Genomic DNA, 24,548 nt, shown 5'->3' with positions numbered 1-24,548 from the left:
TTTTAATGTTTTTTTTTAATATTTTTTATATTTAGTAAAAATGAATCTTCACTTGTAATACTTTTTTTCTTTTCAAAATCAAAATTCCAATTTATTAAAGTTTCTTCTAAAACCTTTTCTCCATTTTTTCCCATGAACACAATTAAATTTTTGTAACTACTAAAATTTTTACAAACTAATTCTAAAATTATTGGCAATGGTTTAAAAGCTCTTGCCATTATTGTACCTGAGTCTAAGTTTTGTGCCTCGAAAATATTTTCTTGTATGACTTCGGTATTTAATTTTAAATTTCTAGATACTTTTCTTAAAAAAGAGCACTTATGATGGCTTTTTTCATATAAGTGAAGTTTAGCTGAATTTTTCTTATTTTTAATCATAATTGATATAATTATACCTGGCATACCTCCACCTGATCCTATATCTGTTATTATATTACTGTTTAAATCAACAAATTCAATAATTTGTGCAGAATCAACTATATGGCGATCTCTAATTACTTCATTTTTAGCTGTTTCTTTGCTTATTATATTAATTTTATCATTACCTTGCTGTAGCATAGATATAAATAGCTCAAACTCAATTAATGTTTCACGTGGAACATTTTGGTCTTTTAGTAATGAATATTTTTTAAAAATTTCTTCCATTAAGCTATAAGCTTAATAGACTTTCTTTTTACATGTGACAACAAAATATATACAGCAGCTGGTGTTATTCCATCAATTCGCAGTGCTTGTCCCATAGTTTTTGGTTGTATTTGTTTAAACTTAGCTTTTACCTCATTCGATAGCCCAGAAAGAGCATCATAATTAACTTTTTCTGGTATAACTAGATTTTCGTCTCTTTTAAATGCTAATATATCTGCTTTTTGTTTTTTAAGATAGCCTCTATAGTGGGCATTTATTTCAATTTGCTCATCTATTTTTTTATCAAAATAAGGAATTTCAGGCCAAATTTCTCTTATTTTTTTCATATCAACACTTTTTTGGGTTAATATTTCACTAGATTTTCTTAAAATACCATCTTTTGCAATTTTAATATCAAATTTCTTTATTTTTGTTGGTGATATTGATGATTCTGACATTATTTTAGATATTATTCCTAATTTATGCTCTTTATCCTTAAAAAGATCTTCCCTTTCTTTTGATATTAATCCAATTTCAATTCCTTTATTTGTTAATCTTTGGTCAGCATTATCTGCTCTTAAACTTAGTCTATATTCAGCTCTTGAGGTAAACATTCTATAAGGTTCTGCAACACCCTTTGTTACTAAATCATCTATCATAACTCCAATGTAAGCATCTGATCTATCCAAAATAAATGGTTCTTCTTTCTTAAAAGATAAAGCAGCATTAATTCCAGCTACTAACCCTTGGGCAGCTGCTTCCTCATAACCAGTTGTCCCATTTATTTGTCCTGCAAGGTATAAATTTTGGATTTTTTTGGTTTCAAGGGTTAAAAATAATTCTCTAGGGTCAATATAGTCATATTCTATAGCATAACCTGGTCTAATTATCTTAACATTTTCTAAACCATTGATATTGTTACATATTTCTTGCTGTACTTCCTCTGGTAGAGAGGTAGAAATTCCATTTGGGTATATTGTGTGATCTTTTAGCCCCTCAGGCTCTAAATATATCTGGTGACGGTCCTTATCTGCAAACTTTACTATCTTATCCTCTATTGAAGGACAATATCTTGGACCAACCCCTTGTATGCTTCCTGAGTACATCGCACTTCTTTTTAAATTTTTTTGTATGATTTTATGAACCTTTTCATTTGTATAGGTCATCCTACATGAGACCTGTTTGTTTAAATTTTTTTTAGTTAAGAAAGAAAAAAAGTAAGGATCATCATCTGCAAATTGTTCTTCTAAATTATCATACTTAATTGTTCTGGCATCAAGCCTTGGGGGTGTTCCTGTCTTAAGCCTTCCTATTTTAAAATCATATTTTTCAAGCTGTTCACTTAATCCTGTTGAAGGCTTCTCATCAAACCTACCAGCTGGTGTTCTCTCATCACCAATATGAATCAAACCATTCAAAAATGTGCCTGTTGTTAAGATTAGCTTGCCACATAAAATTTTTTTACCTGACCTAGTTTCAAAACCACTTATAGTGTTTTTATCAAAAATAAATCTTATTACTGGATCAGAAAAAATGCTTAAATTACAATAGTTTAATAATTTTTTTTGCATATATTTACGATATAGTGATCTATCTGACTGTGTTCTAGGTCCTTGAACTGCGGGCCCTCTACTTCTGTTTAATAATCTAAATTGTATACCTGATTTATCTGCAACCTCTCCCATCACACCGTCTAAAGCGTCTATCTCTCTAACAAGATGACCTTTACCAAGACCACCTATCGCTGGGTTACAAGACATCTCCCCTATGGTCTCAATTTTATGTGTGAATAGGGCGGTGTTAACTCCAAGACGTGCAGACGCTGCTGCTGCTTCACAACCCGCATGTCCTCCTCCAATAACTATTACCTCAAATGATAAATCATTTTTCATAAGTTAAATTTATAACCGATATAAATATTTACAAGCAGACAGTATTTTTTTAGGAAATACTTGTTAAGACAATTGTAGCTATGTTTTTATCCTTAAAATTAGGGAATTAGTTATATTTATCAACAAAAATAGCAAAAATAGGCTAAAGAATCCTTTAAAATAAAGCTTATTTACCGATACAAAAATCGTTGAAAATACTACCTAATATCTCTTCAACATCTACTTTTCCAACTATCATTCCTAAATGTCGAGTTGCTAAACGAAGATCTTCAGCGGCTTTATCAAAATCTTCAGCTTCATTTTTTTCTTCAAAGTTTTTTAGATAATTTAAACTTTGTTTAAGATGTTGCCTATGTCTTTCACGGGTAATTAAAATGTCTTCGCTTGTGATAAATTTATTTTTTAATTTATTTTTAATTTTTAAAATTAAACCTTCTAAGTTGAGATTATTTTTTACTGAAATTAAAACATGTTCAAAATTTTTTATTTCTAGATTTAAGTCTTTCCTTAGAAGATCAGATTTATTGATTACAAGAATTGCATTTTCGTCCATCAATTCTTTTAAAACTCCTTTAAAATCAATGCTTTTAGCATCTATAACGATCAACTTTAAGTCTGCATTTTCTGCTTTATCAAGTGCTAATTTTATTCCTTTTTTTTCTATTTCATCTTTAGAATCTCTAATTCCTGCTGTATCAGAAACTACAACTGGATAACCATCAATATTTAAATGCGTCTCAATTACATCTCTTGTTGTTCCGGCTATTTCTGAAACGATTGCTGCATCTCGATTTGAAAGATGATTTAGTAAGCTTGATTTTCCAGCATTGGTCGGTCCTATGATTGCAATCTTAAAACCTTCTCTAATTCTTTCACCAACTTTCTGATCATTTAAAATTTTTTTTATATTTAAAGTTACCTCATGGGAAATTTTTTTAATATTTTTCAAAATATCTTCGGGCAGGTCTTCATCTGGAAAATCTATTTTTGCTTCAACGTGTGATAAAATTTTTAAAAGTTTTTCTCTTAAACTATTAAATTTATCTGCAGATTTTCCATTCATAATTTTTATTGCTTGTTGTCTTTGAATTTCAGTTTCTGCTGAAATTAAATCAGCAATACTTTCTGCCTTGAGTAAATTTATTTTTCCATTTTGAAATGCTAGCTTTGTAAACTCACCAGGCTCAGCTAGACGGCAGTTTTCAATTTTTGAAATAGAGTGATGCAGGGCGTCAATTACCGCTTTGCTACCATGTATATGAAATTCAGCCATATCCTCACCTGTGTAGCTCCCAGGGCCAGGAAACCACAATATTATACCTTCATCAATAAGCTCAGAAGTATTGATTTTATTGATCTTTCTTAATGTGGCAACTCTGGGTTCTGGAAATGCTTTATTGGTTAAAGACTTTATTACTTTTTTTGTATCCTTACCCGAAACCCTAATGATGGCTACACCAGAAATTCCTGGGCCCGTTGATAAAGCATAAATTGTCATGCTTATATTATAGCTAAATTTTAATCAGTGTGTATCTAGAATATCATTCATTTCTTTAAGATATTCAGAATACTCAGAACTTGAATTCACGGAAGAATTGTAGATTGGTTGTCTCGCTTGAGCGACACTAGCTGTCTGGATAGAAGTTTTTTTCTTTTTATGAAAATTTAAACAATCAGAATTCCATTCTAAATCACAAAAGTTTATTAACTTTCTAATCTCATCCTCCGAGTTGGTTATGATACTTTCATACTTGGCTTCATATATAAATTCTGGCAATTTTTTTTTCCAATAATTCATAATCTTTAAATATAAATTGTAATATTCCCCTATATCTTTTTGACTATGTGACCATTCCATTTCATCTGAACCAAAAGCATTTTTAAAAATTGACAAACAATTATCTTTTGCACCTCTTGTGCAGTGTATGATTTTAGAGTTTGGAAAAAAAATTTTTATAAAGCCGATCCATCTAAAGTTTGGCGGCGCCTTATCAGTGATAATTTTTGCATTAAATCTATGTAAATCTAGAAATTTAAAATATTCTTCTTCTACTATATTCTCTTGTCTCAACCCTTCTTCAAGAATTTTTTGTTTATTTAAATTTAGATCTTCAAAAAAAATGTTTTGGATAATATTTTGAAGATAAACTAACTCACCCGCTCCGTTTACTTCATTGTGAGCTGCAATTATTTGTTCTGTTAATGTTGTTCCAGATCTTGGCATACCAACAATAAATATTATTCTTCTTGAACTTGGTATTTTTTTAAATTCACTAAAATTAATTTGATCAAATGATTTTATAATACTGTTAAATATTTTTTCTTCATTTTTTATTTCATATTTTACTGTTTTCCTTTTTATAAAATTTGCTTTATCCAAATATTCAAAAGATTTTTTATAGTCTTTAATATCTTCGTATGCCTTTCCAAGTGCAAAGAATAAATCTATTTTTTGCAAATCAGTCAAATCTTCTTGCAAAAGTTTTTCCATTATCCTTAGGTGTTCTTCATTTCTATCTTTATATTTTGTATATCCGCTTATAAGTTTATGAGCTGATGTTTTCTTGTGATCTAACTTTAATATTTCTTCTGCAATTTCTTTTGATTTTTCAAAATCTCCAACGCTTTGGTAACTAGCAGATAAACCAAACAACGTAACTGGCTCTTGAGGTCTAATCTCTTGGGCTTTTAAAAAGAGCTCTATTGCTCCTTCAAAATTATTAAGTGATTGTTTTAGGTTAGCATAATTGTTTAAAACCTTAAAGTTATTGGGATCTATTTGAAGTAATCTAAGATAAATTTCTTCAGCCTTATCATAGTTATATAAAGCCTTGTGCGTATTAGCTAAATTGTTCAAAGCAGCTGTGTTTTTGGGCTCTGTGGCTAAAGCTCTATAAAAGTATTGAAGTGACATACTAAACTTTTTGTCTCCCTGAAGAGCAAGACCATAAAGATTGAGTGTGTAGGAGTTATCTGGATATTTTTTTAATAATTTTTTACAATTAACAACTGCTATAGAAAAATTTTTTGATCTAATTAAATTTTGAATTATGTTTATTTTATTTTTGAATTCCATAAAATTATTAATGAAACATTTAAAACTATTTTATACTTAAAAAATTTTTAAGCCGGTTTATTCATTGAACTAAAGAAATCTGCATTGCTTTTTGTTTCTTTAAGTTTTGAATTAATAAATTCGATAGCATCCATTGTCCCCATAGGACTGATAATTCTTCTTAACACATTCATTTTTGAAAGATCATCTTTATTAAACAATAATTCTTCTCTTCTTGTTCCAGATTTAGTTATATCAATTGCTGGATAAATTCTTCTCTCTGCAATTTTTCTATCAAGAACTGTTTCGCTATTTCCCGTTCCTTTAAATTCTTCAAAAATAACTTCATCCATTCTTGATCCTGTATCAATCAACGCAGTTGAGATGATTGTTAAAGATCCACCTTCTTCAATATTTCTTGCTGCACCAAAAAATCTTTTTGGCCTTTGTAGTGCATTCGCATCTACTCCACCTGTTAATACTTTTCCAGAACTTGGAATTACAGCATTATATGCTCTACCTAATCTTGTTATTGAGTCTAATAAAATTACTACATCCTTTTTATGTTCCGTTAATCGTTTTGCCTTTTCAATTACCATTTCAGCAACAGCAACATGTCTAGAAGCTGGTTCATCAAATGTAGAACTAATGACTTCTCCTTTAACTGTTCTTTTCATGTCTGTTACTTCTTCTGGTCTTTCATCGATCAGTAAAACCATCAAGTAACTTTCTGGATAGTTTTTAGCAATTGAGTTTGCAATGCTTTGTAAAATCATTGTCTTACCCGCTTTGGGGGGGGAGATAATTATTGATCTTTGACCTTTTCCAATAGGACTTACAAGGTCAATTAACCTTGGTGTTAAATCTGGTTTTTTTTCAATTTTGGTTGTTTCAACTTCCATAACCATTTGTTGGTCTGGATAAAGAGGGGTTAAATTATCAAATGCAATTTTGTGTCGAGCTTTTTCTGGTTCTTCAAAATTTATTTTTTCCACTTGTAATAATGCAAAATATCTTTCACCTTCTTTCGGTGCTCTAACGGGACCCTCAACTGTGTCTCCTGTTCTTAAACCAAATTTTCTAATCTGACTTGGACTAACATAGATATCGTCTGGTCCAGCTAAGTAGTTCGATTCCATTGCTCTTAAAAATCCAAACCCATCTTGTAATAATTGCAAAACTCCTGCTCCAGTTATTTCTTCTTTTTCGGCAACTTTTTTTAATATTGCAAATAATATTTCTTGCTTTCTTAGAGTGCTGGCATTTTCAATACCCAGCTTTTCCGCTTGTGCTACTAATTGTTCTGATGATTTTAATTTAAGTTCTTGTATATTCATGAGTGGGGGGGGTTATTAGATTTTTGTAAGTGACTTGAATATATATACTCTTACGAGTATTTCAAGCTTAGATAGGTTTAAATATGACAATGAAAACGGTCAAAATAAGTAATATTGTTGGTATTTCATTGATTATTCTAAAAAATTTAGACGATTTGACATTTTGATCTTGTTTAAAATCGTCAAGCAATTTGCTTAAATAAAAATGATAAATTGTTAATAAAATTATTAATATCAATTTTAGTTTTAACCAAAGTGTTGAAATAACTTCAAAACCTACAATGGAAATTAATATTAATCCAAATATCCAAGATAAAATCATTGCTGGCATCATAATAAAATAAAACAACTTTCTTTCCATTGTTTTAAATATTGAGGATGAAATTTTGTGATCAATATTTTCAACATGATAAACAAAAATTCTTGGTAAATATAAAAGACCCGCCATCCAAGAAATTACAGCTATCAAATGAAGGCTTTTAAATAGAAGATAACTATTCATAATTTAAACAAGGACATTTTTTAAAATTTGAGGGACATTGAATTTTTGGAGGATAAAGACTTCCACTAAATTTATATTCATTTTTTTTTATTATTAATTCCGACATGGCTTTAATAAAATCTTCATTTATACCAAGGGCTGGGACACGTGTATAATTCTTACACCCATTAGCGTCTGCAATCTCTTTATACTCTATATCTAATTCAACAAGTGTTTCTGAGTGTTCAGAAACAAATGCGATAGGAACTAAAACAATATGTTTTCCAATTTTTGAATTTTCGACGATTATATCTTCGGTGGATGGTCCTATCCATTTTAGTGGTCCAACTCTACTTTGATAACTTAATATCCAGTCCAAATTTTCAATATTCAAACTCTCAACTATTTTTTGTACAGATTGTTCCACTTGCCATTGATATGGGTCTCCCTTTTTAATATTTTTTTCTGGTAAGCCATGAGCAGAAAATATTAATTTAAAATTTTTAAGGTCTTTAATTTTTTTTATTATTTCTTTTGTATGTGCGTTGATAAAATTTTGGTCTGTGGGGTAACAACAAATTGTGCTTGTTTTGACTTGGTAGTTATTTTTTTTACACACATCTTTCCATTCTTTAATTGAAGACCCAGAAGTTGCAGCAGAATATTGTGGATAAAGAGGCATTAAAATAATTTCTTCAGGGTTAAATAATTGAACATCTTTGATCACATCATTTGCTCTTGGATTCCAACATCTCATTACAATAAAACATTTATATTCATCGTCAGTTTCAGTCTGGTTTAGCTTTGTTTCAAGTGCATCCGATTGCTCCTTGGTTAATTTTAATATCGGTGATGAGCCACCAAGCTCTTCGTAGATTTTTTTAGCAACGGGTGCTCTTCTATTAGATATTAATTTTGCCAAAGGATATCTCAATATGGTTGGTAAATTTAGAATTGCTGGATCGTTAAATAAGTTAAATAAAAACGGTTCTACATTTTCAATTTTATCAGGACCACCAAGGTTAAATAAAATTACTGCTTTTCTCATTTAATAATCTTTTACTGTTTTGACTAAGTAGTCAACCATGTCAGGATTGGTTTCGGGTAACACCCCATGACCCAAATTAAATATATAGGAATGATCTTTAAAAGTGTTTAAATATTTCAAGGTTTCTTTTTTTAAATTTTCTTTATCTGTTAATAAAATTTTAGGATCAAGACCTCCTTGGACTGGTATTTTTATTTCCTTACATATTGAAACAGGATCAACATCATAGTCAATATTAACCACATCAGGTTTAATGATATCACAATAATTTTTATAATTTTTAATTCCTCTTGGAAAACAAATTACAGGAATATTTAGTGATTTAATATAATCAACTAAATTTAACGTTGGCACATATACATAATTTGGTAATTCTTTTTCTTCTAAGAGGCCAGCCCAACTGTCAAAAATTTGAATTACTGTTGCACCATTTTTTATCTGCTGGTTGATATGTAATTTTAAAAATTTTTCTAAAATTATTAAAGTTCTATTTATTAAAAATTCATCTTTAAAAAAATCTTTTATTAATTCTTTTTTTGGGGAATGTTTATTAATCATGTAAACTAATAATGTCCATGGGGCGCCAACAAATCCTATTAGGTCTTTATTTTTCATTAAACTATCTTCGCTAACTTTTTTAATTGATTTATAAATTGGATATAATTTTTCTATAAAATCAATTTCATCAACTTTAGATATACTTGCTAAATCTAAAGAACCTAGTTTTGGACCAAAATTTTTTTCAAATTTTACTTCTTGGTTTAATCCATATGGGATCATTAAAATATCTGAAAAAATTATAGCCGCGTCTAAATTAAATCTCTTAAGAGGTTGTAACGTTATTTCTGAAGATAAATTTTCATTTAAACACAAGTTTATAAAATCTGGATTTAATTTTCTAATTTCTCTAAACTCTGGTAAATATCTACCTGCTTGTCTCATTAACCATATTGGAGAATTATTTGTTTTTTTGTTTATTATTGTTTCTTGAATAGGTGTCATAATAATAAGTAAATATTTAATTATAGTATTAGTTATATAGTATGTGAATAACGATAATTACTCGTTTTTCAGTTTTTATACATGATTTATCAACAATTAATAATTTATAGAATTGTTATATAGTATCAAATTTGAGGGTTTATTTAATATTATTAGATAAAATGTATATTAATACTTAACATGTTTATTAATGTTCATAAAAATAGGTTTTTACAGAGAAAAATAACAAACACGATTATTTTAGAAAGTGATAAAAATAATACTTAATTATCAACATTTTATTCATGAGTAATACATATCAAATATATCTTATTTCTGACTCCACCGGTGAAACATTGGATAGAGTTTTTCTAGCAATTAAAGCTCAATTTACGAATATAGAATATAATGTAAAATCCTACTTTTTTACAAGAACAGAAAACCAAGTTAATAAAATAATGGAAGAGGCAAAAAAAAATGATAATGCAATAATTTTATATACAATTGTTGACACTTCTCTTGCAAGGTTTTTAGCAAACAAAGGAGAAGTAGAAAAAATTCCATGCTTTAGTGTTTTGGGAAACTTAATAACGAGCTTCTCTAAACTCTTAAACCAAAAAGCATCCCACGTTCCTAGCGGGCAACATGCCTTAAATGAAGAATATTATGAAAGAATTGAAGCCATTCAATTTACCATGGCCCATGATGATGGAAATCTTGTTGAAGATATAGATAGGGCAGATTTGATATTATTAGGGGTTAGCAGAACAAGCAAAACACCAACATCAATTTATCTTGCTAATAGAGGCTATAAAACTTTAAATATTCCATTGGTTAATGAGCAATCAATACCAGAAAGCTTAAAAAAAAATCCAAAACTTTCTTGTGTGGTTGGCTTAACGACCGAACCTCAGCGACTAGTTGATATTAGAAAAAATAGAATGAATGCTCTTAAAGAAAAAGAAAATACTAACTATACAAATATAAGAAAAATAGAAAAGGAAATTAACGAAGCTAAAAAAACATTTACCAAATACAAATGGCCAATGATCGATGTTACAAGAAAATCAGTAGAAGAAACCGCAGCATCAATAATTAAGATATATGAAATAAATAAAAATAATGATTGAAGAAATTATACTTGCATCAAAAAGTGGTGTCCGAAGAAAAATTTTAGAAGAAAATAATATCCAGTGTAAAATAGAGCCCTCTAATGTGGATGAGGACAGCGTTAAAGAAAGCCTTCTAAAAATAAAAGCATCTCCAACAAATGTTTCAAAAAATTTAGCGGAATTAAAAGCTAACAAGATCAGCCAAAAATTCACAGGGGAAATGGTGCTTGGAGCAGATAGCGTAATAGATTTAGAGGGTGAAATAATATCAAAACCAAACGATAGGGCTGAAGCACTAGAAATATTAAAAAAGATGAATGGAAAAACTCATCAACTGATAAGTTCAGTTTGTATTTCAAGGGGTGGATCTATGATATGGAATTATACAGATAAAGCTACATTAACCATGAAAAATATGACTTTTTTTGAGCTAGAGAATTATTTAAAAAAAATTTCTGATGATGATCTCTATGCTTATAATGTTTATCAAATTGAAGGAGAAGGAAGAAGCTTATTTTCAAAAATAGAAGGGGATGAAGATACAATCATGGGCCTTCCAGTTAAAAAAATTAAAGAATATCTTAATATTATAGAATGAAAAAAAATTTTTTAGTTATAGGTAATCCAATCGATCATAGCCTATCACCAAAATTACATAATTATTGGATAAAAAAATATAGAATTAACGCAGTTTATGAAAAAAAGCTTTTACATAATAGTGAGATAGAAGATTTGATTTTTAATATTAGAGAAGAAAAAATTCACGGATTAAATGTAACAGTACCATTTAAAAAAATGGTCATACCTTTTTTAGATGAGCTAAGTGAAGAAGCAAAAATTTCCCAATCAGTAAATACGATTTATAAAAAAGACGATAAAATTATAGGTGATAATACTGATATAGAAGGTTTTAAACTTAGCTTAGAAAAAACAGGACAAGAAATTAAAAATAAAAAAGCTCTAATACTTGGTGCGGGTGGGGTTGTTCCTTCAATTATTATGGCCCTTAAAAAAATGCAAATCGGAAAAATTTGTTTAAGTAACCGAACAGAATTAAAAGCAATAGAGCTAAAGAAAAACTTTCCAGAAATTGAAATAATTAAATGGGGAAACACTTTAGATTTTGATATAATCATTAACGCAACAAGCATTGGATTGAAAGAGGAAGACGAAATTAATATTAATTATCAACAAATTAGCAAAAACAAATTTTTTTATGATGTAATTTATAATCCACCAGAAACAAATTTTTTAAAAATTGCAAAAAAGCATGGTGGAATAACAAAAAATGGTAAAATGATGTTTATTTACCAAGCTCAAAAAGCATTTTTCATTTGGCATAAAGTTATTCCAGAAATAGACAATGAAACAATTAACTTTTTAGATGCATGATTAGAATTGCAATAGTAGGTGATATAGGTTCTGGTAAAAGTTATATAGCCAACCTTTTTAGTTATCCAGTTTTTAATGCTGATTTAGAGGTGGCAAAAATATACAAAACAAACAAAAGTTGTTTTAAGAAATTAAAAAAAAATTTACCTAAATATTTTTCTGTTTTTCCAGCAAAAAAAATACAAATTATAAATGCAATAAAGGATAGTGAAATAAATCTGAAAAAAATTACTAAAATTATCCACCCACAAATTAGAAAAAAATTATCTATTTTTTTGAAAAAAAATAATAAAAGAAAAATTGTAGTTTTAGATATTCCTCTTTTTTTAGAAAATAAATTAAATCAGAAAGGTGATATTATAGTTTTTATTCAATCGAAAAAAACTGATATTATAAAAAAACTTAAAAAGAGAGATAATTTTAATTTAAATTTATACAATCAATTTAAAAAAATACAGTTACCACTTAGTTATAAAAGAAAAAGCTCTGACTATATTATTAAAAATAATTTTACCAGTAATTTTGCTAAAATAAGTGTAAAAAAAATATTAAAAGAAATTATATAAAATGAAAGAAGTAATACTAGACACAGAAACTACAGGTCTATCAGTTAGAGATGGACATAGAATTGTAGAAATTGGATGTATTGAAATAGATAATTTAATTCCCACTCAAAATAAGTTCCATTGCTACTTAAATCCTGAAAGAAAAGTTTCTGAAAAAGCACTTGAAGTTCATGGCTACACTGATGAATTTTTATCTACCCAGAAAAAATTTTCAGAAGTTGTGGATGAGTTCTTAAACTTTATAGAAAATAAAAGATTAGTAATTCACAACGCTGAGTTTGACTTGTCTCACTTAAATCATGAATTAGTGTTGCTAGGTATGAAAAAATTAAATATAGAAAATACAGTAGATACTCTTGCTTTAGCCAGAGACAAATTTCCTGGCTCCCCAGTAAGTCTCGACGCTTTGTGCAAAAGGTATAGAGTAGATAACTCTAATCGGACGCAGCACACTGCTCTTATTGACTGTGATTTATTAGCTAAAGTTTATATTAATCTTTTAGATCAAAAAGAGCCCACTCTAAGTTTTGAGAATGAAGAAAATTTAGAAACAATAATTAATTCAAACAACACAAATCAATATTATAAAAAAATCATTAAGCCTACAGAAGAAGAGCTTAAGTTACACAAAAATTATTTAAAAAATAATTTAAAGAAAAATTTTTTTAATTAGATCTTTGTTTGTAAAGTTTAGAAAAATCTATTTGTTTATCAAGTTTTACTTCTGGAAAGCCAGAATTATGAAGCAAATCTAAAAATGTCTTTTTTAAATTAGGATAAATTTTATTTTGAACATCGCACAATACAATTTTTTCTAAATCTTGTTTATCTTTTATATTATCATTAATCTTAATAATTGAGGCATAAACTATTTCAAAATAAGATCTTTTTTCGTTTAGCTCTTTGTCTTCAAATTTCATTGTTGTGTTAACCTCAATCATTTTATCTTTTAAAGCTTTTGAAATAATATCTATTTTTAAATTATATTTTGAAATATTTTCTTTAACAAATATATAACTTTGAACATCAGGTGTTTCGCTGGAAATATCTTTTACAAATTCAGCTAATATTTTAAAGTTTTCTGTCATCTTTATCTTCTATATCTTCAAACTCACCATTAATAAAATCTTGATTTTTATTATTTGTCTTTTGTTTATTTGAAACTTTTTTAAAAATCAATTTTCTTGTTGGAGGAAAGATTATTAATAACCCCAAAAAGTCTGTTGCAAACCCCGGTAAGACCAAAAGCAATGCTGCAAAAGCTAAAGCAGCACCTGATATTATTTCGTAAACTGGTAGCTCATTTTTAACAATTTGCGACATTCCAGTCCTTAAAGTATTAAAACCTTCATACCTTGCATAAATTACTCCAAAAAAGGCAGTAACAAAAATAAGTAAAATGGTGTTAAAGGCGCCAATTTGAGAGCCCATTTTGATAAATAGATAAATTTCAACAATCGGTATACCAACAAGTAACAATAAAAATGTGTTCATTTGTCTTTATACTAAATTGCTAGTTGTAATTAAGCAACATAGTAAATATTATTAGTATATGAGTTATAGTTTTGAATACATAGATATTATTCTTTTAGCAATGATTGCTGGTTTTATTTTTCTTCGTCTGAGAGGAATACTTGGTAAAAAAACTGGTTTCGAAGGAAAAATTCCACCACAATTTGAAAAGGAATTTCAAAAAACAAACATAATTCCAAAGCCAGTTAGTGAAAATTTTGATGAAGTGTCTCAAAAAGAATTCTTAAAAGGTGCAAAAATTGCTTATGAAACAATTATTACAGATTTTAGTGATAGTGATAACAAGCTGATAGCAAGCAAACCACTTTTAGGTAAAAAAATTTATGATCAGTTTAAAGAGGCGCTTGAAGATAGAGCTAATAAAGGTCATTTTGCTGAAATAACCTTTATAGGGATTAAGTCAGCTGTAATTAAAACTCATAAAAAAATTGAAGACAGCTTAGAAGTTACAGTGAATTTTGTTAGTGAAATTATAACATGTATAAAAGATAAAGATAAAAAGATTGTGTCAGGAGATAATGAAAAAATAAAAACTGTTTATGATACTTGGGTTTTCTCAAAAGACATTAAATCATCAAATCCAAATTGGTTATTAATTAATACTATTACTTAATTGATTAAGAAGATAACAGACAAAGACAAAGAAGATTGGGAAAATTTCCTAAATAATAATAAAAAAAATCTTAATAACAATTCTATAAAAAAAAAAGATATAAAAAATTCAGATAAAGACAAGCATGACTGGGAAAATTTTTTAAATAATAAAGAGAAAATTCTAAATAAAGATTCTGTCCATAAAAAAAATATAAGATATGAGAAGATAAAAAAAATAGATCTTCATGGCTATACTATTGAAGAAGCAAATAAGGCTATAGAACAATTTATTCAAAAATGTTTTGATGAAAGTGTTACCAAAATAATCGTGATTACAGGCAAAGGACTAAGGTCTAAAAATGTTGAAAATCCTTACCTTTCAAGGGATTTGAGTATACTAAAATATTCAGTTCCTGAATTTATTGAAAACAATAAAAACTTAACACAATTTATTATTGAAACCACAGACGCTAAGATTGAAGATGGTGGCAGTGGAGCTTTTTATATCTATCTTAAAAATAAGAATAAATTTAAAGAATAAATTTAGATAAATCTGTATCCTTAACAAGTTCATCTAGATTTTGTTTTACATAATCAGAATCTATTATAATTTTTTCACCAGCTCTATCCGTTGCTGTAAAACTAATATCATCTAAAATTCTTTCAATAATAGTGTGCAGTCTTCTTGCGCCAATATTTTCTACAGTATTGTTAACTTCTGAAGCCATATTGGCAATCGCATCAATACCGTCATCAGAAAACTCTAGTTCAACATTTTCTGTTTTTAAAAGGGCAATATATTGTTTAATTAAACTATAATCTGGTTCTTTAAGAATTCTTTTAAAATCATCACTAGTCAAAGCTTCTAGCTCAACTCTTATTGGAAGTCTACCTTGTAACTCTGGAAGTAAGTCTGAAGGTTTTGCTAGTTGGAAAGCACCAGAAGCAATAAATAAAATATGATCAGTTTTAATTGTACCGTACTTTGTGCTAACTGTTGTTCCTTCAATTAGAGGAAGTAGATCTCTTTGTACTCCTTCTCTAGAAACATCTCCACCAGATCTATCCGTTCTCCCTGAAATTTTATCTATTTCATCTAAAAAAACTATTCCATTGTTTTCTGTTGAATCTTTTGCTGATCTTATAATCTTATCTTCCTCTATTAATTTGTCAGCTTCATCGTTAATTAAAATTTCATGAGATTCTTTGACGGTCATTTTCTTCTTTTTCTGTTTATTCCCAACAGATTTTCCAATCATCTCTCCAATATTTATCATTCCAATATTTGCTCCAGGCATTCCAGGAATCTCAAATGCAGCCTGAGAGCCACTATCGTTTACTGCTATTTCAATTTCATTATCATCTAAATCACCATCCCTTAATCTTTTTCTAAAGCTTTCTCTTGTAGCAAGACTTGCTTTATTTCCAACCAGAGCATCTAAAACTTTTTCTTCTGCTAACTTTTGTGCCTTTGCATGAACTTCTTTTCTTTTCTTTATTTTTTCCATTGCAATTGCAATTTCAAGTAGATCTCTTATAATTTGCTCAACATCTCTTCCAACATACCCAACCTCAGTAAATCTTGTGGCCTCTACCTTTACAAAAGGAGCTTCTGCTAATTTTGATAATCTTCTAGAAATTTCTGTTTTACCAACCCCTGTTGGCCCGATCATTAAAATATTTTTAGGTAAAACTTCATCTTTCATTTCACCTTTTAAAGCTTGTCTTCTCCATCTATTTCTTAAAGCAATGGCAACTGCTTTTTTAGCTTTATTTTGTCCAACAACATATCTATCTAATTCAGAAACTATTTCTCTTGGTGACAAAGAACTAACTAAAGAGTTGTCTTTCTTTTCAGCTTTTTCTTTTGGAAAAGGAGTAACGTTTGTATCTTTCATTAAATTTTTTCAATTTTAATATTATTATTAGTGAATACACAAATTTCAGATGCAACTTGAATTGCTTTTCTTGCAACTTCTTCAGCACTCAAATCTGTATCTAATAAAACTTTAGCAGCAGCCAAAGCATAATTTCCACCTGATCCTATACCTATAGCATCACCTTCTGGCTCTAACACATCACCAGTTCCTGAAATTATAAAGCTATTTTCTTTATCACCAATAGCCATTAAAGCTTCTAGTCTTCTTAAATATTTGTCAGTTCTCCAGTCTTTTGCTAACTCGACAGCTGCTCTTGGAAGGTTACCAGCATGCTTTTCAAGTTTTGCTTCTAGTCTTTCAAACAAAGTTAATGCATCTGCAGTAGATCCAGCAAATCCAGCTATTACATTTCTTTTTTCAATTTTTCTAACTTTTGCAGCAGTGCTTTTTATAACAGTATTGCCCATACTAACTTGGCCATCTCCTGCAACCACCACTTCATTGTTTTTTCTAATAAGCACTATTGTAGTCATAGGTTATAAATGGATATTAATTTTTATTCTTCAAGTAGTAGATTGCAAATATTGATATAGTTAATTAATCCCTATATACATATTATATATTATGAGCAGAATTGGAAAAGTTTCCAGAAAAACAAAAGAAACTAGTATCAGTGTTGAAGTTAATATTGACGGCAAAGGTCATTATAAAATTGATACCGGAATAGGTTTTTTAGATCACATGCTTGAACAACTATCAAAGCATTCACTGATTGATTTAAAAGTTAAAGCAAAAGGAGATACCCATATAGATCTTCACCATACAACGGAAGACACTGGAATTGCTATAGGTGAGGCTTTAAAAAAAGCACTGAAAGATTTTAAAGGAATTAAAAGATACGCTCATGCAATGATTCCCATGGATGAAACATTAACAAGAGTTGCAATTGATGTTTCGAATAGACCTTATTTAATATGGAAAGTTAAATTAAAAGTGGAAAGACTTGGAGAGATGGACACGGAGCTTTTTAAAGAATGGTTTCAAGCATTTTCTCAATCAGCAGGAATAACTCTGCACATGGAGAATATTTATGGAGATAATAGTCATCATATAATCGAGTCTTGTTTTAAGGCTCTAGCAAGATCATTAAGAACAGCTTTAGAAATAGACCCCAGAAATAAGAAGAGCATTCCATCAACTAAAGGCTCATTATAAGTTTAATGAATGTCACAATTGTTGATTATAATTCAGGAAATATCAGCTCTGTAATAAATTCTTTTAAAGAAGTTGCTAAAGACAAAGTTAATATCGAAGTGACTTCGGATTTAAATAAGATTAAATCAAGTGATAAAGTAGTTTTACCAGGGCAGGGATCGTTTAAGAGCTGCGTTGATGCATTAAATAGCATAAATGGCTTAGTAGAGACACTCAATGAGTTTGCAATAATTAATAAAAAACCTCTTCTTGGAATTTGTGTTGGTTTACAGATGTTTGCAGATCTTGGTTATGAAGAAACTGAAACAAAAGGACTTGGTTGGATTTCAGGAAAAGTTTCAAAGATTGATAATCAAAATAATAAATTCAAACTTCCACACATTGGTTGGAACGAAATTAGTATTATTAAAGAAAGCAAGATTTTTAAGGATATAAAAAATAAATCACACATGTATTTTGTACACAGCTACGAATTTATTCCAGATGATAAAAGTGTAATTTCAGCAACGACAGACTATTCATCAAATATTGTTTGTTCTGTTGAAAAAGAAAATATTTTTGGAACTCAATTTCACCCTGAAAAGAGTGATAAATTAGGACTTAAAATTATAGAGAATTTTTTGAATTTATAAATATGAAAATATTTCCAGCTATAGATATTAAAGATAAAAAATGTGTGAGACTAATTAAAGGGGACTTTAATAATAAAACTGAATATGAAATATCACCGATTGATCAAGCTGGTAAATACAAAGATCATGGTTTTAAAAATTTACATATTGTTGATCTAGATGGTGCCCTAATTGGAGAGACATTTAATCTGGATATTATTAAAGAAATTGTTCATAAATTTGATTTAAAAATTGAAGTAGGAGGCGGCGTTAGAAGTATTGATAGTATTCAAAAATATGTAGATGTAGGAGTTGAGAAAGTTATCTTAGGAAGTGCAGCTATAAAAGATAAGAATTTTTTAAAAGAGGCATGTCAAAAATTTCCAAATAAAATTGCCTTAGGTCTAGATGCTAAAGATGGATACTTGTCTGTTTCAGGATGGAAGGAAAACTCTAATCAATTGACTTTAGATTTTTTAAAAGAAGTAAATGATTATGGTGCTAGCAGATTAATTTATACAGACATAAACAGAGATGGCACCAAACAAAGTCCTAATTTTAAAGAAACAATTAATGTTGCAAATGTATCTAATTGCCCAGTAATTATTTCAGGAGGGGTATCTTCAATTGATGACATTAAAAAAGCAAAAGGTTTAAAAAATATTGAAGGAATAATAGTTGGTAAGGCTATATACGATGGTGATATTAAATTAGACGAACTAGCAAAAGAAATAGATGCTTAAAAATAGAATTATTCCATGTCTAGATGTTAAAAATGGTAGAGTCGTTAAAGGAATTAATTTTGTAGATTTAAAAGATGCTGGTGACCCAGTTGAGCAAGCTAAAATCTATAGTGATGGTGGTGCTGATGAGATTTGTTTTTTAGATATTACAGCTTCCAATGAAAATAGAGAAACAATTTATGATGTGGTTGAAAGAACATCTAAGAAATGTTTTGTACCTTTAACGGTTGGTGGTGGGGTTAGAGGAGTTGAAGATATTAATAAATTATTAAGTTGTGGAGCAGATAAAGTTTCAATTAATACTGCAGCAGTTCAAAATCCTGAAATGATAATTGAAAGTTCAAAAAAATTTGGATCACAATGCATTGTTGTTGCAATAGATGCAAAAAAAAATGGCAATAAATGGAAGGTTTTTACTCATGGTGGGAGAAATAATACAAACTTAGACGCAATAGAATTTGCAAAAAAAATGGAAGATAGTGGAGCAGGGGAATTACTAGTTACCTCTATGGATAGAGACGGCACTCAAATTGGCTATGACAATGACTTAATGTTTAAAATATCTTCAACAGTTAATATACCGGTGATTGCTTCGGGTGGAGTAGGTAACTTGGATCACCTAGTTGATGGAATAAGACTTGGCAATGCTAGCGCTGTACTTGCAGCCTCAATTTTTCATTATGGAACATACTCCGTTAATGAAGCCAAACAATATTTGAATTCAAAAGGAATTCCCGTTAGGATTTAGACATGTCAGAAAATCTATTAAATTTAGTAAATACAATTAGAGACAGAAAAAATAAGAATAAAGATAAATCTTACACGTCATCATTATTATCAGGCGGCCTGTCTAAATGTATAGATAAAATGGAAGAAGAATTTGATGAACTTAAAGAGGCCTTAAATGATAAATCTAACATAGTTCATGAAGCAGCAGATACAATTTATCATATATTAGTTACACTTGAGGTAGCTGATATTAAGTTTGAAGATGTCCTGAAAGAGTTGGAAGACAGAAAAAAACAATCAGGTATTGAAGAAAAGAACAATAGATAATGAGTTACGACAAAAATAATATTTTTGCAAAAATTTTGAGAAAAGAAATTTCTTGTAAAAAAATATTTGAAAATGACCATGTTCTTTCTTTTCACGATATTAATCCTCAAAAAAAAATGCATGCATTGGTCATTCCAAAAGGTGAATATATCGATTTAGATGATTTTAATAATAGAGCCTCAGATCAAGAGATAGTCGCGTTAAGCAAAGCTATTACTCAAGTTTCGAAAATATTAGGTATATCAACGGATATAGGTAAAGGTTATAGAGCTTTAACAAATTTGAGTGAAAATGGCGGTCAAGAGGTTCCACATTTACACTTCCATTTATTTGGAGGAGAAAAAGTTGGAAAAATGGTTGAGTGACAGAAAAAATTTTTAGAAACTATTTAGAGCTAAAGTCTCATGAAGATTTTAAAGAAGTAATAAAACCATCAGATAATTATTCTGTAGAATTAAATGATCCAAAAGATTTCCAATTAAATAAATTTTTTTATAAGAACATTGGTAAAAACTACAGATGGATCGATAGGCTTGTTTGGACAGACTTGGATTGGAGTAGGTATGTTTCTAATAAAAAACTTTTTACTTACATTCTTAAAAATAAAGGTGAAATGGCTGGCTACTTTGAGCTATTATTTGATAAAGATACAAAAGAGTCAGAAATTGCATATTTTGGTATTTTGGAAGATTATTTTGGAAGAAAATTAGGTGGTTATTTATTGAGTGAAGCAATTAAATATTCTTTTTCTTTTGGTTCATCAAGGATATGGGTTCATACCTGCTCATTAGATCATAAAAATGCTTTGAAAAATTATCTTTCAAGAGGTATGAAAGTATTTAATGAAGAAGTACTAATAGTTAAATAATTTATATCTAATTATGGCAATAAGCTAATGTTCCCAATAAAATTAAAACCTCATTTTATAAAAAATTCAAAACTTATAAGGTTAGGTTCAATTGATGATGGTGGATATGTTGTTCCAAAAAAAGTTCTTAAAAACACCGATTATCTAGTTTCTTTTGGAATCTCTGATAATTGGGATTTTGAAAGGCATTTTGCGCGCTTATCAAACTGTAATGTGGATTCATATGATTACTCAATAGACAGCACTTTTTGGATAAATAGGTTTAGAAAAGATTTGTTTAAGTTTTTATGTTTAAAAATTTTTAAACCAAAAAAATTGTATAAAATGTTTCAGTTTTTAGATTTTATCATTTTCTTTAAGTTAAATAAAAAAAACTCGTTTTCTTTAAAAAAAATAGGTATTGGGAAAAAGCTTATTTCTTTAAAAGAAATTGTTAATAGTAAAAAGAAAATGAGTAAAATGTTTTTAAAGATAGATATAGAAGGATCTGAATATGAAATTTTAGATGAAATTAATCACTACAAAAATTTAATCACAGGCATAGTAATTGAATTTCATGAAACAAGTAAAAATATGCAAAAAATAATTTCTTTTATTTATAAACTCAAGGATAGATTATCCCTGGTTCATATTCACGGTAATAATTATTCCATTAAAAGTGTAAATCAAAAACCTGAAGCTATAGAGTTGACCTTTGTTAGTAATGAACTTTTTATTAAAGAGAATAGAAAAAACAACAAATCATATCCAATAAAGGGACTAGACTATCCTAACTCAAAACGTTCTAAAGATTTAATATTAAGGTTTAATTAAAAAGTAGGATATTTTTTCTTATTAATTAATACAGGCAATGTTTTATAGCTCTCATTAGTATAGCTAGTTCTGTTTAGGCAAAACAAATATTTTTTCTCTGATTTTAATATTAATCTTAAGTGAAGAAATAAAAGTAATTACTAGATTTTGGTAAACATCTTCTGTCTGCCAACCTATTAAGTTTAAACTTTTCTTATCAAAAAAAATATTAATTTCATTATCATTTTCAAGAAATTTAAAATTTAAATATTTACCATCAATTTCTCTTGGTTCTAAAATCTTCATTTTTGATATTAGATAATCTTTATCTAACAAAAAATTTAATGGGGTTTTACTAAGTGGGTAAAGATAATAACCACCTTTATTCGAAGTTTTTATTACTAAAGATTTTGCATTAGAGACAATAATTTTTTTATTAGAATTGTCATACGCACACCAAATTTTTTTAGGATATTCTATAATACACTTTCCATTTTCATTTTTATTATCAATAGTTTGAATAAAGTTAAAACTTAAATTATTGGTAAGCTGCATTTGAGAAATTATCTTTTCTTTGTTGGAAGAAAATACGGGGTTGTAAAAATTTAATATAAAAAATAATATTAAAACTCTAATCATTATAGAACATCTCTTTTACCAACATGATTAGCCTTACTCACAACTCCGTCAGCTTCCATCATATCAATAATTCTTGCAGCTCTATTATACCCTATTTGCAATTTTCTTTGTAAAAACGAAGTAGATGCTTTTCCTTCTGATCTAATAATATCAAGTGCTGCTTGATACAATTCATCTTTATCTCCTGAGCCTGATGCTTCTCCACTCAACTCTTTTTCATCTGCAAAATTTAAGATTTCATCTATATAATCTGGCTCTGCTTGACTTCTTAAATAATTGTTAACTTTTTCAATCTCACTTTCCGATACAAATGGTGCATGAATTCTAACGATCTTATTTGCAGAAGACATATAAAGCATATCTCCTTTACCAAGTAGTTGCTCTGCACCTTGTTCACCTAAAATTGTTCTACTATCTATTTTTGAGGTTACTTGAAAAGATATTCTTGTTGGAAAATTTGCTTTAATGGTTCCTGTAATAACATCAACACTCGGTCTTTGTGTGGCCATTATAATATGAATTCCAGCAGCTCTTGCCATTTGAGATAATTTCTGAATATAATTTTCTATCTCTTTACCAGCAACAAGCATTAGGTCAGACATTTCATCTACCACAACAACAATATAGGGCATAGCCAAAGTGTGCTTAGCATTATAGCCATCAATATTACGCACTCCTTCTTTGGTCATAAGTCGGTATCTATTTTCCATCTCTTTAACAACCCAACCTAAGACGGAAGCAGCTTTTTTTGCCTCAGTGATTACAGGACATAATAAGTGAGGTATGCCTTCATAGGTTGATAGTTCAAGCATTTTAGGATCAATTAGTATGAACTTACATTTGTCCGGTGTGTGTCTGTAAAGTAGAGATAAGATAATAGTATTTATGCAAACAGATTTACCTGATCCAGTAGTTCCAGCAATTAATAAGTGAGGCATAGAAGCTAAATCTCCAACAACAGGAACACCAGAGATGTTTTTACCCAGCGCAATTGGTAATCTGATGTCTTTTTTATTAAAATCAGAGTTAGAGAGTATTTCACTTAAATAAACATTCTCACGACTAGAATTTGGAAGCTCTATACCGATAGTGCTTCTTCCAGGTATAGTAGCGATTCTTGCAGATTCAGAACTAGTGTTTCGAGCAATGTCATTTGAGAGATTAATAATTTTTGATACCTTAACACCCGCTGCTGGCTCAAACTCATTTAGTGTTACTACAGGGCCATGACTAACTTTCTTAATTTCTCCACTAACTCCGAAATCTAATAAGATTTTTTCTAAAAACTCACTATCAATATAATCTTCATCTTTTAACTTTTCTCTATCTTTTCGTGTGGGGATTTTAAGTAAATCAATTGTAGGTAGCTTGAAGCGAATTTTTTTACTAGGAGATTTATTTTCACTTTTTATAAAAGGTAAATCTTCTTGAATTAAATTTGTAATTTCTTCTTGTGGTATAAACTCGTTAATTATCTCATTTTTATTAGTGTAGCTCTTTTCTTTTTTTACAAAGGTTAACCTAAAAAGTTTTTTTAAGATTTTATAAAAAGAACTAATTTTAAAATGGATACTAATTAAAAATAAAATAAAGGTAATTAAAATTAACAAGTAATAAGAAATTTGAGAATTAATATTAATTAAAGAAGTTAAAAAAGTTGTTTCTAAATATTTTCCAATAAAACCACCATTTCCGTTAATATAGAGGTTGAAGGCAGTAGGGTAAAAAAAAGAAAAAAATAGAGAACCAAATGAAGAATAAAGAACTGAATAAAAAATACTTTCCAATATTAAAAAAATTTTCTTATTTAGAACTATATTTATCCCAGAAAATACAAGTGTAAATGGAATTAATAGAGCAATGAGTCCAAAGGTTTGAAAAAAAAGATCAGCCGTGTAACTTCCGTTAAAGCCAAGTAAGTTTTTAATCTCAGTATTATCTGGAAAAATAAAATTAGGATCGTCAGGAGAAAAGGTTGCAAGAGAAACCAGTAAAAGAAGGCCAATTATAACAAGGGCAATCCCAGCAGTTTCGATAATTCTATTTATGCCAAAATTAATTGTATTGTTGGCTAATTTTTTAAATTCCATAAATAAATGAGTCTAATTAATCACTTTGTATCATCTAATT

At 28.8% G+C, this 24,548-nt stretch carries 29 protein-coding genes; 15 read left to right on the top strand and 14 right to left on the bottom strand.

The features are described from left to right. Nucleotides 1-2 precede the first annotated feature (2 nt). The 8 genes from ABXT39_RS07020 to hemE all read right to left on the bottom strand — a co-directional run bounded on the left by ABXT39_RS07020 (nucleotide 3) and on the right by hemE (nucleotide 9,438). Nucleotides 3-644 carry a 16S rRNA (guanine(527)-N(7))-methyltransferase RsmG gene (locus ABXT39_RS07020; protein WP_415295005.1) on the bottom strand — a complete coding sequence of 214 codons (642 nt, stop codon included), beginning with the start codon at nucleotides 642-644 and terminating at the stop codon, nucleotides 3-5. Continuing rightward, entirely contained in the window at nucleotides 644-2,515 is a 1,872-nt protein-coding gene (gene mnmG, locus ABXT39_RS07015) for a tRNA uridine-5-carboxymethylaminomethyl(34) synthesis enzyme MnmG (protein ID WP_415295004.1), read from the bottom strand. The genes ABXT39_RS07020 and mnmG overlap by 1 nt, the downstream gene beginning before the upstream one ends. A 166-nt stretch (nucleotides 2,516-2,681) precedes the next feature. Continuing rightward, nucleotides 2,682-4,013: a tRNA uridine-5-carboxymethylaminomethyl(34) synthesis GTPase MnmE gene (gene mnmE / locus ABXT39_RS07010; protein WP_415295003.1), complete on the bottom strand. Its 1,332-nt coding sequence runs from the start codon at nucleotides 4,011-4,013 to the stop codon at nucleotides 2,682-2,684. A 24-nt stretch (nucleotides 4,014-4,037) separates the two neighbouring features. Next, nucleotides 4,038-5,591: a tetratricopeptide repeat-containing sulfotransferase family protein gene (locus ABXT39_RS07005; RefSeq protein WP_415295002.1), complete on the bottom strand. Its 1,554-nt coding sequence runs from the start codon at nucleotides 5,589-5,591 to the stop codon at nucleotides 4,038-4,040. Nucleotides 5,592-5,638: 47 nt separating this feature from the next. Then, nucleotides 5,639-6,907 carry a transcription termination factor Rho gene (gene rho, locus ABXT39_RS07000; RefSeq protein WP_415295001.1) on the bottom strand — a complete coding sequence of 423 codons (1,269 nt, stop codon included), beginning with the start codon at nucleotides 6,905-6,907 and terminating at the stop codon, nucleotides 5,639-5,641. A 67-nt stretch (nucleotides 6,908-6,974) separates the two neighbouring features. Next, a complete protein-coding gene (hemJ, locus tag ABXT39_RS06995; protein WP_415295000.1) occupies nucleotides 6,975-7,409 on the bottom strand; it encodes a protoporphyrinogen oxidase HemJ in 435 nt (144 codons plus the stop codon). Further along, complete coding sequence (hemH, locus tag ABXT39_RS06990) at nucleotides 7,402-8,436, bottom strand: ferrochelatase (protein WP_415294999.1); 1,035 nt, start codon at nucleotides 8,434-8,436, stop codon at nucleotides 7,402-7,404. The genes hemJ and hemH overlap by 8 nt, the downstream gene beginning before the upstream one ends. Next, nucleotides 8,437-9,438: a uroporphyrinogen decarboxylase gene (hemE, locus tag ABXT39_RS06985; protein ID WP_415294998.1), complete on the bottom strand. Its 1,002-nt coding sequence runs from the start codon at nucleotides 9,436-9,438 to the stop codon at nucleotides 8,437-8,439. It lies immediately after the preceding gene. 284 nt (nucleotides 9,439-9,722) lie between these two features. Between hemE and ABXT39_RS06980 the strand changes: the two genes are divergently transcribed. Genes ABXT39_RS06980 through dnaQ form a run of 5 tightly spaced genes read left to right on the top strand, consistent with a single transcriptional unit; the run spans nucleotide 9,723 to nucleotide 13,160 of the window. Beyond that, nucleotides 9,723-10,547, top strand: coding sequence for a pyruvate, water dikinase regulatory protein (locus tag ABXT39_RS06980; RefSeq protein ID WP_415294997.1), 825 nt, complete (start codon nucleotides 9,723-9,725; stop codon nucleotides 10,545-10,547). Beyond that, nucleotides 10,540-11,127: a Maf family protein gene (locus ABXT39_RS06975; protein WP_415294996.1), complete on the top strand. Its 588-nt coding sequence runs from the start codon at nucleotides 10,540-10,542 to the stop codon at nucleotides 11,125-11,127. The genes ABXT39_RS06980 and ABXT39_RS06975 overlap by 8 nt, the downstream gene beginning before the upstream one ends. Continuing rightward, nucleotides 11,124-11,921, top strand: a complete 798-nt coding sequence (gene aroE, locus ABXT39_RS06970) for a shikimate dehydrogenase (protein ID WP_415294995.1) — start codon at nucleotides 11,124-11,126, stop codon at nucleotides 11,919-11,921. The genes ABXT39_RS06975 and aroE overlap by 4 nt, the downstream gene beginning before the upstream one ends. Then, nucleotides 11,918-12,487: a dephospho-CoA kinase gene (coaE, locus tag ABXT39_RS06965; protein ID WP_415294994.1), complete on the top strand. Its 570-nt coding sequence runs from the start codon at nucleotides 11,918-11,920 to the stop codon at nucleotides 12,485-12,487. The genes aroE and coaE overlap by 4 nt, the downstream gene beginning before the upstream one ends. 1 nt (nucleotide 12,488) lies before the next feature. After that, nucleotides 12,489-13,160: a DNA polymerase III subunit epsilon gene (gene dnaQ, locus ABXT39_RS06960; protein ID WP_415294993.1), complete on the top strand. Its 672-nt coding sequence runs from the start codon at nucleotides 12,489-12,491 to the stop codon at nucleotides 13,158-13,160. Here dnaQ and ABXT39_RS06955 read toward each other — a convergent pair. Continuing rightward, a complete protein-coding gene (locus ABXT39_RS06955) occupies nucleotides 13,153-13,575 on the bottom strand; it encodes a protein-export chaperone SecB (protein WP_415294992.1) in 423 nt (140 codons plus the stop codon). The two genes, dnaQ and ABXT39_RS06955, sit on opposite strands and share 8 nt — an antisense overlap. Then, a complete protein-coding gene (locus ABXT39_RS06950; protein WP_415294991.1) occupies nucleotides 13,559-13,981 on the bottom strand; it encodes an FxsA family protein in 423 nt (140 codons plus the stop codon). The genes ABXT39_RS06955 and ABXT39_RS06950 overlap by 17 nt, the downstream gene beginning before the upstream one ends. 58 nt (nucleotides 13,982-14,039) lie before the next feature. Here ABXT39_RS06950 and ABXT39_RS06945 point away from each other — a divergent pair, with 58 nt between their 5' ends. Together ABXT39_RS06945 and ABXT39_RS06940 are read left to right on the top strand one after the other, a co-directional pair. Further along, nucleotides 14,040-14,633 carry a Tim44/TimA family putative adaptor protein gene (locus ABXT39_RS06945; protein ID WP_415294990.1) on the top strand — a complete coding sequence of 198 codons (594 nt, stop codon included), beginning with the start codon at nucleotides 14,040-14,042 and terminating at the stop codon, nucleotides 14,631-14,633. After that, on the top strand, nucleotides 14,634-15,155 hold the full coding sequence (locus tag ABXT39_RS06940) for a Smr/MutS family protein (protein ID WP_415294989.1): 522 nt from the start codon (nucleotides 14,634-14,636) through the stop codon (nucleotides 15,153-15,155). On the opposite strand, the gene hslU is transcribed toward ABXT39_RS06940, so the two are convergent. Together hslU and hslV are read right to left on the bottom strand one after the other, a co-directional pair. After that, nucleotides 15,145-16,512 (bottom strand): ATP-dependent protease ATPase subunit HslU, encoded by a 1,368-nt coding sequence (hslU, locus tag ABXT39_RS06935; RefSeq protein WP_415294988.1) that lies wholly within the window; start codon nucleotides 16,510-16,512, stop codon nucleotides 15,145-15,147. The genes ABXT39_RS06940 and hslU overlap by 11 nt on opposite strands. Beyond that, nucleotides 16,512-17,027, bottom strand: a complete 516-nt coding sequence (gene hslV, locus ABXT39_RS06930; RefSeq protein ID WP_011281633.1) for an ATP-dependent protease subunit HslV — start codon at nucleotides 17,025-17,027, stop codon at nucleotides 16,512-16,514. The genes hslU and hslV overlap by 1 nt, the downstream gene beginning before the upstream one ends. 91 nt (nucleotides 17,028-17,118) lie before the next feature. Here hslV and hisB point away from each other — a divergent pair, with 91 nt between their 5' ends. The 8 genes from hisB to ABXT39_RS06890 are packed head-to-tail and all read left to right on the top strand — an operon-like array spanning nucleotide 17,119 to nucleotide 21,800. Beyond that, nucleotides 17,119-17,709, top strand: a complete 591-nt coding sequence (gene hisB / locus ABXT39_RS06925; protein WP_415294987.1) for an imidazoleglycerol-phosphate dehydratase HisB — start codon at nucleotides 17,119-17,121, stop codon at nucleotides 17,707-17,709. A gap of 5 nt (nucleotides 17,710-17,714) precedes the next feature. Then, nucleotides 17,715-18,341 carry an imidazole glycerol phosphate synthase subunit HisH gene (hisH, locus tag ABXT39_RS06920; RefSeq protein WP_415294986.1) on the top strand — a complete coding sequence of 209 codons (627 nt, stop codon included), beginning with the start codon at nucleotides 17,715-17,717 and terminating at the stop codon, nucleotides 18,339-18,341. Nucleotides 18,342-18,343: 2 nt separating this feature from the next. After that, nucleotides 18,344-19,063, top strand: coding sequence for a 1-(5-phosphoribosyl)-5-[(5-phosphoribosylamino)methylideneamino]imidazole-4-carboxamide isomerase (hisA, locus tag ABXT39_RS06915; RefSeq protein WP_415294985.1), 720 nt, complete (start codon nucleotides 18,344-18,346; stop codon nucleotides 19,061-19,063). After that, nucleotides 19,056-19,811 (top strand): imidazole glycerol phosphate synthase subunit HisF, encoded by a 756-nt coding sequence (hisF, locus tag ABXT39_RS06910; RefSeq protein WP_415294984.1) that lies wholly within the window; start codon nucleotides 19,056-19,058, stop codon nucleotides 19,809-19,811. Before hisA ends, hisF begins: the two co-directional genes overlap by 8 nt. 2 nt (nucleotides 19,812-19,813) lie before the next feature. After that, nucleotides 19,814-20,119, top strand: coding sequence for a phosphoribosyl-ATP diphosphatase (gene hisE / locus ABXT39_RS06905; protein ID WP_415294983.1), 306 nt, complete (start codon nucleotides 19,814-19,816; stop codon nucleotides 20,117-20,119). Continuing rightward, nucleotides 20,119-20,484 (top strand): HIT domain-containing protein, encoded by a 366-nt coding sequence (locus tag ABXT39_RS06900; RefSeq protein WP_415294982.1) that lies wholly within the window; start codon nucleotides 20,119-20,121, stop codon nucleotides 20,482-20,484. The genes hisE and ABXT39_RS06900 overlap by 1 nt, the downstream gene beginning before the upstream one ends. Continuing rightward, entirely contained in the window at nucleotides 20,481-20,987 is a 507-nt protein-coding gene (locus tag ABXT39_RS06895; RefSeq protein WP_415294981.1) for a GNAT family N-acetyltransferase, read from the top strand. The genes ABXT39_RS06900 and ABXT39_RS06895 overlap by 4 nt, the downstream gene beginning before the upstream one ends. Before the next feature lie 27 nt (nucleotides 20,988-21,014). Beyond that, the gene (locus tag ABXT39_RS06890) at nucleotides 21,015-21,800 is read left to right on the top strand and encodes an FkbM family methyltransferase (protein ID WP_415294980.1); all 786 of its coding nucleotides are present in this window, start codon (nucleotides 21,015-21,017) and stop codon (nucleotides 21,798-21,800) included. A gap of 63 nt (nucleotides 21,801-21,863) precedes the next feature. Here the strand turns inward: ABXT39_RS06890 and ABXT39_RS06885 are convergent, their stop codons facing one another. Together ABXT39_RS06885 and ABXT39_RS06880 are read right to left on the bottom strand one after the other, a co-directional pair. Continuing rightward, nucleotides 21,864-22,418, bottom strand: coding sequence for a LolA family protein (locus ABXT39_RS06885; RefSeq protein WP_415294979.1), 555 nt, complete (start codon nucleotides 22,416-22,418; stop codon nucleotides 21,864-21,866). Further along, nucleotides 22,418-24,508: a DNA translocase FtsK 4TM domain-containing protein gene (locus ABXT39_RS06880; protein ID WP_415294978.1), complete on the bottom strand. Its 2,091-nt coding sequence runs from the start codon at nucleotides 24,506-24,508 to the stop codon at nucleotides 22,418-22,420. Before ABXT39_RS06880 ends, ABXT39_RS06885 begins: the two co-directional genes overlap by 1 nt. Nucleotides 24,509-24,548: the final 40 nt, after the last annotated feature.

It is taken from the genome of Candidatus Pelagibacter sp. Uisw_113 (assembly GCF_047717815.1).
Classification (GTDB): Bacteria; Pseudomonadota; Alphaproteobacteria; order Pelagibacterales; family Pelagibacteraceae; genus Pelagibacter.
The sequence above is the reverse complement of the archived record's forward strand: the minus strand, read 5'-3'. Positions and strand labels throughout refer to the sequence as shown.

What these genes read in the sequence shown, in the direction of transcription:
- ABXT39_RS07020 (WP_415295005.1), bottom strand. Translation starts at nt 644, where the DNA reads ATGGAAGAAATTTTTAAAAAATATTCATTACTAAAAGACCAAAATGTT.
- mnmG (WP_415295004.1), bottom strand. Translation starts at nt 2,515, where the DNA reads ATGAAAAATGATTTATCATTTGAGGTAATAGTTATTGGAGGAGGACAT.
- mnmE (WP_415295003.1), bottom strand. Translation starts at nt 4,013, where the DNA reads ATGACAATTTATGCTTTATCAACGGGCCCAGGAATTTCTGGTGTAGCC.
- ABXT39_RS07005 (WP_415295002.1), bottom strand. Translation starts at nt 5,591, where the DNA reads ATGGAATTCAAAAATAAAATAAACATAATTCAAAATTTAATTAGATCA.
- rho (WP_415295001.1), bottom strand. Translation starts at nt 6,907, where the DNA reads ATGAATATACAAGAACTTAAATTAAAATCATCAGAACAATTAGTAGCA.
- hemJ (WP_415295000.1), bottom strand. Translation starts at nt 7,409, where the DNA reads ATGAATAGTTATCTTCTATTTAAAAGCCTTCATTTGATAGCTGTAATT.
- hemH (WP_415294999.1), bottom strand. Translation starts at nt 8,436, where the DNA reads ATGAGAAAAGCAGTAATTTTATTTAACCTTGGTGGTCCTGATAAAATT.
- hemE (WP_415294998.1), bottom strand. Translation starts at nt 9,438, where the DNA reads ATGACACCTATTCAAGAAACAATAATAAACAAAAAAACAAATAATTCT.
- ABXT39_RS06980 (WP_415294997.1), top strand. Translation starts at nt 9,723, where the DNA reads ATGAGTAATACATATCAAATATATCTTATTTCTGACTCCACCGGTGAA.
- ABXT39_RS06975 (WP_415294996.1), top strand. Translation starts at nt 10,540, where the DNA reads ATGATTGAAGAAATTATACTTGCATCAAAAAGTGGTGTCCGAAGAAAA.
- aroE (WP_415294995.1), top strand. Translation starts at nt 11,124, where the DNA reads ATGAAAAAAAATTTTTTAGTTATAGGTAATCCAATCGATCATAGCCTA.
- coaE (WP_415294994.1), top strand. Translation starts at nt 11,918, where the DNA reads ATGATTAGAATTGCAATAGTAGGTGATATAGGTTCTGGTAAAAGTTAT.
- dnaQ (WP_415294993.1), top strand. Translation starts at nt 12,489, where the DNA reads ATGAAAGAAGTAATACTAGACACAGAAACTACAGGTCTATCAGTTAGA.
- ABXT39_RS06955 (WP_415294992.1), bottom strand. Translation starts at nt 13,575, where the DNA reads ATGACAGAAAACTTTAAAATATTAGCTGAATTTGTAAAAGATATTTCC.
- ABXT39_RS06950 (WP_415294991.1), bottom strand. Translation starts at nt 13,981, where the DNA reads ATGAACACATTTTTATTGTTACTTGTTGGTATACCGATTGTTGAAATT.
- ABXT39_RS06945 (WP_415294990.1), top strand. Translation starts at nt 14,040, where the DNA reads ATGAGTTATAGTTTTGAATACATAGATATTATTCTTTTAGCAATGATT.
- hslU (WP_415294988.1), bottom strand. Translation starts at nt 16,512, where the DNA reads ATGAAAGATACAAACGTTACTCCTTTTCCAAAAGAAAAAGCTGAAAAG.
- hslV (WP_011281633.1), bottom strand. Translation starts at nt 17,027, where the DNA reads ATGACTACAATAGTGCTTATTAGAAAAAACAATGAAGTGGTGGTTGCA.
- hisB (WP_415294987.1), top strand. Translation starts at nt 17,119, where the DNA reads ATGAGCAGAATTGGAAAAGTTTCCAGAAAAACAAAAGAAACTAGTATC.
- hisH (WP_415294986.1), top strand. Translation starts at nt 17,715, where the DNA reads ATGAATGTCACAATTGTTGATTATAATTCAGGAAATATCAGCTCTGTA.
- hisA (WP_415294985.1), top strand. Translation starts at nt 18,344, where the DNA reads ATGAAAATATTTCCAGCTATAGATATTAAAGATAAAAAATGTGTGAGA.
- hisF (WP_415294984.1), top strand. Translation starts at nt 19,056, where the DNA reads ATGCTTAAAAATAGAATTATTCCATGTCTAGATGTTAAAAATGGTAGA.
- hisE (WP_415294983.1), top strand. Translation starts at nt 19,814, where the DNA reads ATGTCAGAAAATCTATTAAATTTAGTAAATACAATTAGAGACAGAAAA.
- ABXT39_RS06900 (WP_415294982.1), top strand. Translation starts at nt 20,119, where the DNA reads ATGAGTTACGACAAAAATAATATTTTTGCAAAAATTTTGAGAAAAGAA.
- ABXT39_RS06890 (WP_415294980.1), top strand. Translation starts at nt 21,015, where the DNA reads ATGTTCCCAATAAAATTAAAACCTCATTTTATAAAAAATTCAAAACTT.
- ABXT39_RS06885 (WP_415294979.1), bottom strand. Translation starts at nt 22,418, where the DNA reads ATGATTAGAGTTTTAATATTATTTTTTATATTAAATTTTTACAACCCC.
- ABXT39_RS06880 (WP_415294978.1), bottom strand. Translation starts at nt 24,508, where the DNA reads ATGGAATTTAAAAAATTAGCCAACAATACAATTAATTTTGGCATAAAT.